An 8,060-nucleotide genomic window follows, 5' to 3' on the forward strand; every position below is an offset into this window, starting at 1 on the left:
CGGCACCCCGATCGGCCCCGGCGATACCGTGCTCGTCGGTGAGCGCTGGTTCTGAGATGACCGGCGCTCCAGACCAGCCGCTTCGTATCCTGCACGCGGTTCGCGCTCCGGTCGGCGGAATTTTTCGTCATATCCTCGATGTCGCCAACGGACAGGCCGACCGCGGCCACCACGTTGGAATCATCGCCGACAGCATGACCGGTGGCGAGCGCGCCGAAGCGGCGCTGGCGGTGATCGCGCCGCGATTGAAGCTCGGCGTCCACCGCCTCGCCATCCGGCGCGAACCGGTTCCGATTGACCTCGTGGTATGGGCGCATTTCATGCGCCTGATCCGAAAACTGAAGCCCGATGTCCTGCACGGCCACGGCGCCAAGGCCGGCGCCTTCATCCGCCTCAAGGGACGTTCCGACCAAACCATCCGCGTCTACACGCCGCATGGCGGCTCGCTGCATTACCCGCTGAACACGCTGAAGGGCGCGATCTACAGCCGCCTCGAACGCGCGCTGATGAACCGCACCGATCTGTTCCTGTTCGAGAGCGCATTTGCCCGGGACACCTACCAGCGCACCATCGGCAGGCCGGCCGGGCTCGTGCGCTGCGTGTTCAACGGCGTCACTGCCGACGAATTCGACCCCATACCGACGGCGGAGGACGCCACCGATGTCGTCTATGTCGGCGAGTTCAGACATATCAAAGGCGCCGATATCCTGATCGACGCCGTGGCGCTGCTGCGCGCTGGCGGCAAGCCGGTCAAGCTGACGCTGGCCGGCGACGGCGAGGAACTTGACGCGCTGAAGGCGCAGGTCGCGCGGCTCGGTCTCGGCGACGCCGTGCGGTTCATCGGCCACGTCAAGGCACGCTACGGCTTTTCCAAGGGCCGGGTGCTGGTGGTTCCCTCGCGCGGAGATTCGATGCCCTATGTGGTGATCGAAGCGGCGGCGGCGGGAATTCCGATCGTGGCCGCCAATGTCGGCGGCATTCCGGAGATTTTCGGCCGGCATACCGAGGCCCTGTTCGCTCCCAACATTGTCGGGGCGATGGCGGACGCCATCGAAATGGCGCTGGACGATCCCGCAGCCGCCGCGGAGCGCGCCAGATCGCTTCGCGAACGCATCTTCCTGCATTTCTCGCAGAAGGCGATGGTCGAGGGCATCATGGCCGGCTATCGCGATGCGTTTGCCGATCGTTAAGCCCGGGCGCCAGTTTCGTCATCCCGTACCCCAGTTCGTCATGCCCGGCCTTGTGCCGGGCATCCACGTCTTGACAGTGCTCAGGCAGGAAAGACGTGGACGGCCGGGACAGGCCCGCCCATGACGGCCGAGTGTCTTTCAAGCCGTTAGCCGATCGTTAACCCTGATTAACGACGTAACTGTTTCTTCCGATTTATCCTTTAATCCGTAGGTTTAAGCATTTACCCGGCGCGCACATCTTTCGTCTTGCGCGCACATACGGATTTGAGTGACTGTGGAACCGATCAACGCACGCTCCATGATCAATGCCGCCGCGGCCGTCGCGGTGGAAGGCGCCGACGCCCGCCCGCAGGTCGAACGGAGGCGGCGGTTGTCACCGGCGGCGCTGGCGGTGACCAACCAGAAGGTGCGAACCGCCTATTCGCCGATCGTAATCGCGGGCGCGGTCCGCGTCGCCGATTTCATCATTCTGAGCCTGGTCGGCATCGCCATCTATTTCGGCTACGTCGCCCGCCTCTCCGGCTTCAACTGGCAATATATTGCAGCGATCCTCGGCATGGCCGCCGCCGCCGTAGTTTGCTTTCAGGCCTCCGATATCTACGAGGTCCAGGTATTCCGCGGCCAGCTTCGGCAGATGACCCGGATGATTTCGGCCTGGACCTTCGTGTTCCTGCTGTTCATCGGCGCTTCGTTCTTTGCCAAGCTCGGCGGCGAAGTGTCGCGGCTCTGGCTCTCCGCGTTCTTCTTTACGGGACTGGCCGCGCTCATTGCAGAGCGAATGATATTGCGTAGCATGGTTCGGCGCTGGGCGCGCGAAGGTCGACTGGACCGCCGCACCATCGTGGTCGGCTCCGACCAGAACGGCGAGAAGCTGATCGAAGCGCTTAAAGTCCAGGACGATTCCGACCTCGACATATTGGGCGTATTCGACGACCGCAACGACACCCGCGCGCTTGCCACCTGCGCCGGCGCTGCGAAGCTCGGCAAGGTCGACGACATCGTCGAATTCGCCCGCCGCACCCGCGTCGATCTCGTGCTGTTCGCGCTGCCGATTTCCGCGGAAACCCGCATTCTCGATATGCTGAAGAAGCTCTGGGTGCTGCCGGTGGACATCCGGCTGTCGGCGCATACCAACAAGCTGCGCTTCCGCCCCCGCTCCTATTCCTATCTCGGCAAGGTGCCGACCTTGGACGTATTCGAGGCGCCCATCACCGACTGGGACCAGGTGATGAAATCGCTGTTCGATCGCGTGGTCGGCGCGGTGCTGCTGGTGCTGCTGGCGCCGGTGATGGCGCTGGTAGCGCTCGCGGTGAAGCTCGACAGTCCGGGCCCGGTGCTGTTCCGGCAGAAGCGCTTCGGCTTCAACAACGAACGCATCGACGTATTCAAGTTCCGCTCGATGTATCACCACCAGGCCGATCCGCTGGCGACAAAAGTCGTCACCAGAAACGATCCGCGCGTTACCCGGGTCGGCCGCTTCATCCGCAAGACCAGCCTCGACGAACTGCCGCAGCTGTTCAACGTGGTGTTCGCGCGCAATCTGTCGCTGGTCGGTCCGCGTCCGCACGCGGTGCAGGGCAAGCTGCAGAGCCGATTGTTCGACGAGGCCGTCGACGGCTACTTCGCGCGCCACCGCGTCAAGCCCGGCATCACCGGCTGGGCCCAGATCAACGGCTGGCGCGGCGAGATCGACAACGAGGAAAAAATCCAGAAGCGCGTCGAGTTCGATCTCTATTACATCGAGAACTGGTCGGTGCTGTTCGACGTCTACATCCTGCTCAAGACGCCGCTGGCGTTGATGACGCGCAGCGAGAACGCGTATTGAGTTGGCTGCCGGGAGTGCCGGGTTGGTTGCGGTTTGTGGTGTGGTAGCTCGCGGTGAGTGTGTGATGGCGTATACGGCGGCGGCCGACAGCTCCTTGTCTTCATTGACGGCCGCGCCGGCGATCGGTTCGCTGCAGCGCGCGCTGTTGTGGTCGGTCGGCGCCGCAGGCGCGATCGTTTTCGTCGAACCCAGTCCTTACGAATTCGCCATGCTCGCCGCGCTGATCGTCTTCCTTGCAGCGGGCCTGCGGCTGCAACTGGTCTTCATCCCGCTCTTGATCCTGCTGTTCCTGATCAATATCGGCTACACCATCGGCGCCGCCTATCTGATGGACAAGACCGAGATCGCCAACTGGATCCTGACCTCGTGGTACATGGCGGCCACCGTGATGTTCTTCGCCATGGTGCTGTCCGAAGATACGGCCGCGCGCCTTGACCTGCTTCGCCGCGGCCTGATCGTGGGCGGTCTGATCGCCGCGGCAGCCGGCATCGCCGGCTATTTCAACCTGGTGCCGGGAGGGCACGACCTGCTGACGCTATACGAGCGCGCGCGCGGCACATTCAAGGACCCGAACGTGCTCGGCGCGTTCCTGGTGCTGCCGGCGCTGTTCGTGCTGCAAAGCGTGGTGTCCGACCGCTTCGGCAAGTCGTTCCGCAGCGCGATCGCCTTCGGCGTCATGTCGCTTGCAATCCTGCTGGCCTTCTCGCGCGCGGCCTGGGGACTGCTGGCGGTCGCATCGGCCTTCATGCTGGCGCTGATGGTGCTGACCAGCCAGTCGCGGGCCCAGCGCTCGCGCATCATCGCGATGGCGGCGGCGGCCGTCATCCTTGTCGCGGCGCTGCTCGTGGTGCTGCTGTCGCTGGATTCGGTTGCCGAGATGTTCAGGCAGCGCGCGAGCTTCGATCAGAGTTATGACGAGGGCCGATTCGGCCGCTTCGGCCGGCACGTCCTCGGCGCACAGATGGCGCTCGACCTGCCGTTCGGCATCGGCCCGCTGCAGTTCACCAAATTTTTTCCCGAAGACACCCACAACTCCTACCTCAACGCCTTCATGTCGGGCGGCTGGATCTCCGGCATCTGCTATCCGGCGCTGATGTTCACCACGGTCATTCTGGGCTTTCGCCACATCTTCGTGCGCGTGCCCTGGCAACGCGCCTATCTCGCCATCTTCGCGGCGTTCCTCGGCACGGTCGGCGAAAGTTTTGTGATCGACACCGACCATTGGCGGCATTTCTGGATGATGCTGGGGGCGATGTGGGGCATGTTCGCCGCCACGCATCGGTACATGGCAACGCAGCGGCCGGCCGCAGAACCGTAGGGCGCAATAGCGTAGCGTATTGCGCCAACCATCCGGGCCGGGTCGGCGGAATACGCTGCGCTATTCCGGCCTACGATCTACCCTTCCACCTCGAAGGTCAGCCCGGCATTATCCACCAGCCGCTTGATCAGGCGATCGCCCATCGCCGCACCGGGAGTCCAGATGCCTCCGGGGACATCCGGCGCATCGCGCAGCAGGCACATCGCGCATTCGGAGATCATTTTTGAAGTCGATCCGTAACCCGGATCCCGGTCGCCCTTGACGGCGGCGCGAACCTGGCGGCCGTCCGGAGCAAGACCCACGAACAGCAGATCGTAATGGCCGGTTTCGCGCTCCTCCTTCGACGGGCCCTCGCCCGGCTTCGGTCCGCCCGAACCGCCCAGGCGCTCGGCGTTCATGGCCGCGACCAGACTTCGGGCGGCGGCTTCGCCCTGCTCTCCGGGACCGGTCAGCATCATCTCGTCATAGATGAAGTCCTTGCCGTAAGGAAAATTCATCAGCAGGTTGGAGCGGTGCACGTTGCGGGTATTGATCGTCGCCATCAGGAACGGCGCGGTCCAGGCGTCGAGATCGGCATCGAATTTCGGCTTGTTGCCGGGCGGCTGCATCGGACCTTCGAATCCAGGCGTCAGAATGAAGGGGTCACGCAGCGACGTTGCGAGGCTGAGGTCTTTGGCAACCGCGATGAACGTCGCCTTGATGCTCGCCGCGGTACCGCCGGAAAGCGTCCCCTTCATCGTGCGCACGCGGCCCTTGACGCGGCTGACCGGGCGGCCGAGCTTTTTCTTCGCAGTCTGCTCGAGAAAGAATACGCCGAGTTCGAACGGCAGCGAGTCGAAACCGCAGGAGAATACGATCCGCGCGCCGCTGGATTTTGCGGCCGCTTCGTGCGCGTCGATCATCTGCCGCATCCATAGCGGCTCGCCGCAGAGATCGAGGTAATCGGTGCCCGATGCGGCGCAGGCCGCGACCAGTTCGGCGCCGTAGAGCTGGTATGGGCCGACCGTGGTCAGCACCGACCGGGTCTGGTCGATCATGGCCTTCAACGACGAAGGGTCGCTCGCATCGGCCGCAATCAGCGGAAGTCCGGCCGGCGCGCCGATGGCGTCGCGCACCGATGCGAGCTTGTCCAGGCTGCGACCGGCCATCGCCCATTTCAGATCGCTGTCTTTGGCGTAGCGTGAGGCCAGATATTCGGCGACGAGCTGCCCGGTAAAACCGCTGGCGCCATAGACAATGATGTCGAATTTCGACGAAGGCTTCATGCTCGATTTCCTCAAAATGATCGCTGGAATAGCGTGAACAGTTCGACAATGTCCATCGTCATTGCGAGGAGCGCTTGCGACCAAGCACCGTCATTCCGGGGCAACGCGCAGCGGCGAGCCCGGACTCCGTAACCACGATCAGCAGTCATGGATTCCGGACCCGCGCCAAGCGGCGTGTCCCGAAGTGACGGGTCTGAGCTGGTTCGCTGCTCCTCACAATGACGACCTATTTTTTCGCATAGGAAATCCCCATGCCGGAGCGGACGTCGCTCTGGATTCCGTAGGGTGCAATCGGATAGCGCAGGCCGTTTTTCGCCAGCGCCTTCATGCCCGCGATAGCCTTGGCCAGATGCGACGGCTGCAGCGCCATCAACATCTCTTCGTCGGGCACGCCGCCATAGCGGCGCTCGGCATAGCACGGCAGCGACAGGCTGGGCTCGCCGGTTTTCAGCGCGCGTCCCCACGAGTCGGCGCAGGCGGTCTCGCCGACCACGCCCCACTCGAATTTCTTGTAGCCGGTATATTGCAGGCCGTTGATGAGGATGATCATCTGGCCCGGTGTCGCATAGACGAGGCAGATGTCCGGCGGATTGAGCCGCCCGCTCGCAAGCGGGCTCACCACCAGCGCCTGGTAGCGGCCATAGGGAACGACATCGAGCGCTTCTTGGCGCTTGCGCGCGTCTTCGGCATTCTCATGCCAGACCCCGACATAGGACTGCCCGGCGAGCCACTTGTCGTCTTGCGGCGCAAGGCCGATCACGGCGCGGCATTGCGCGCCGACGAGATCCTCCGCGGTGATCCCGACGGTCCAGCCCAGCCGCGACGCCATGCTGACGATCTGGTCGGTGGTGTGAACGGCGGTGGGCCGCCGGATTTTTGGAATCGCCGCCATCTCGTCCACCGTGGCGAACATCTTCATGCCGGTCACCGTGGTCTTCAGGCGCAGCAGGCTGTTGAGGTCGGCCACCATGGCCGGCAAATCGAACGTTTCCAACCGCGCTACGTCTTGCTGCATGACCTGCTCCCTGACCGGCCGGACCGGCCGCTGCCTGTGGCGTAATGGATTGTAGCTGGATTGATCGGCCGGTGCGACCCAGGCGCATTACTGACCGTGCTCCAATCGACAGATCAATTCAGCCAAGGCACACTCACCGCCCCGCCCCGACGCGAGCCCGGTCATGACGCATCACCATCTGCACGCCAGCCCCGCCACCTGCCACTGGGGCTTCTTCGAAGCCAAACTGAAACCCGTGCTGACCATCGCCAGCGGCGACGAAGTCACGATCGACACCCTCAGCGGCGGTCCCGAGGTGGTGCCGGACCCGGCCAGGTTTCACGTCCCGCCGGAGCTTGCCGAGGTTCATGCGAACAATGAGCGCATGGTGCCCGGCCATATCCTGACCGGGCCGGTGGCGATCGAAGGCGCCGTACCGGGCGACGTCCTCGAGGTCGACATATTGGACGTAAAACTCCGGCAGGACTGGGGCTACAACCTGATCCGCCCGCTGGCGGGCACCCTGCCCGACGATTTTCACGAGACGAGACTGCTGAACATTCCGCTCGACGCAACGCGGATGGTCGGCCGCATGCCGTGGGGACTGGACCTGCCGTTAAAACCGTTTTTCGGCGTCATGGGCGTGGCGCCGCCGCCGGCGTGGGGCCGTATCACCTCGCTGATCCCCCGCGCCATGGGCGGCAACCTCGACAACAAGGAACTGCTCCCCGGCGCCAAACTATATCTGCCGGTGTTCGTGCCCGGCGCGCTGTTTTCCTGCGGCGATGGTCACGGCGTGCAAGGCGATGGCGAGGTCTGCGTCACCGCTATCGAAACGGCATTGCAGGGCCGTTTCAAGCTGACGCTGCGCAAGGATATGGCGCTGCAATACCCGCGCGCGGAGACGCCCGATCATTACATGACCATGGCGATGGACCCGGACCTCGACCAGTGCGTGGTGCGTGCGCTGCGCGACATGATCGTGCTGCTCGCCGAGAAGCGGAATCTGTCGCGCGAGGATGCCTACACGCTCTGCAGCCTCGCCGCGGATTTGCGCGTTACGCAGACCGTGAACGGCTCCAAGGGCATTCATTGCATGATCGCGAAGTCCGTGGTGCACGGGTAACTCGATCGGTCGTCCCCGCGCAGGCGGGGACCCATAACCACCGCGCCGGCAGTTGCGCGATGACGTTGCAACGTCGTGCCTCAACAGGAGCGCGCGGGATGTATGGGTCCCCCCCTGCGCGGGGACGATAGTCGAAGGGCGGGATGCTGACCGGGTTCGTTCGGCTGGCTCGATATCGCCGGTGTCCGAAAATTCCCGTCGTCCCCGCGCAGGCGGGGACCCATAACCACCGCACCGGCGGTTATACGATGACGTTGCAACGCCCTGCCTCAACAGGAGCGCGCGGGATGTATGGGTCCCCGCCTGCGCGGGGACGACAGTCGAGGGGCGGGATGCTGACCG

Annotated in this window: 6 protein-coding genes; 4 read left to right on the forward strand and 2 right to left on the reverse strand. The window is 64.1% G+C overall.

Features of this window, described 5'->3' with window-relative positions; genetic code table 11:
* Window positions 1-56: 56 nt before the first annotated feature.
* The 3 genes from ACFE72_RS23690 (at window position 57) to ACFE72_RS23700 (ending at window position 4,333) form a co-directional block, all read left to right on the forward strand.
* Window positions 57-1,190, forward strand: coding sequence for a glycosyltransferase family 4 protein (locus ACFE72_RS23690; RefSeq protein WP_375415573.1), 1,134 nt, complete (start codon window positions 57-59; stop codon window positions 1,188-1,190).
* Between the two features lie 298 nt (window positions 1,191-1,488).
* Window positions 1,489-3,015, forward strand: a complete 1,527-nt coding sequence (locus tag ACFE72_RS23695; RefSeq protein ID WP_375415574.1) for an undecaprenyl-phosphate glucose phosphotransferase — start codon at window positions 1,489-1,491, stop codon at window positions 3,013-3,015.
* Window positions 3,016-3,079: 64 nt separating this feature from the next.
* Window positions 3,080-4,333 carry an O-antigen ligase family protein gene (locus tag ACFE72_RS23700; protein ID WP_375415569.1) on the forward strand — a complete coding sequence of 418 codons (1,254 nt, stop codon included), beginning with the start codon at window positions 3,080-3,082 and terminating at the stop codon, window positions 4,331-4,333.
* 77 nt (window positions 4,334-4,410) lie between these two features.
* On the opposite strand, the gene ACFE72_RS23705 is transcribed toward ACFE72_RS23700, so the two are convergent.
* Together ACFE72_RS23705 and ACFE72_RS23710 are read right to left on the reverse strand one after the other, a co-directional pair.
* The gene (locus ACFE72_RS23705; protein ID WP_375415570.1) at window positions 4,411-5,598 is read right to left on the reverse strand and encodes a saccharopine dehydrogenase family protein; all 1,188 of its coding nucleotides are present in this window, start codon (window positions 5,596-5,598) and stop codon (window positions 4,411-4,413) included.
* 226 nt (window positions 5,599-5,824) lie between these two features.
* Window positions 5,825-6,613 carry a DUF169 domain-containing protein gene (locus tag ACFE72_RS23710; RefSeq protein ID WP_375415571.1) on the reverse strand — a complete coding sequence of 263 codons (789 nt, stop codon included), beginning with the start codon at window positions 6,611-6,613 and terminating at the stop codon, window positions 5,825-5,827.
* 163 nt (window positions 6,614-6,776) lie between these two features.
* Between ACFE72_RS23710 and ACFE72_RS23715 the strand changes: the two genes are divergently transcribed.
* Window positions 6,777-7,718 (forward strand): acetamidase/formamidase family protein, encoded by a 942-nt coding sequence (locus ACFE72_RS23715; protein ID WP_375415572.1) that lies wholly within the window; start codon window positions 6,777-6,779, stop codon window positions 7,716-7,718.
* Window positions 7,719-8,060: the final 342 nt, after the last annotated feature.

The sequence above is a fragment of the uncultured Bradyrhizobium sp. genome (assembly GCF_964252615.1).
GTDB lineage: Bacteria > Pseudomonadota > Alphaproteobacteria > Rhizobiales > Xanthobacteraceae > Bradyrhizobium.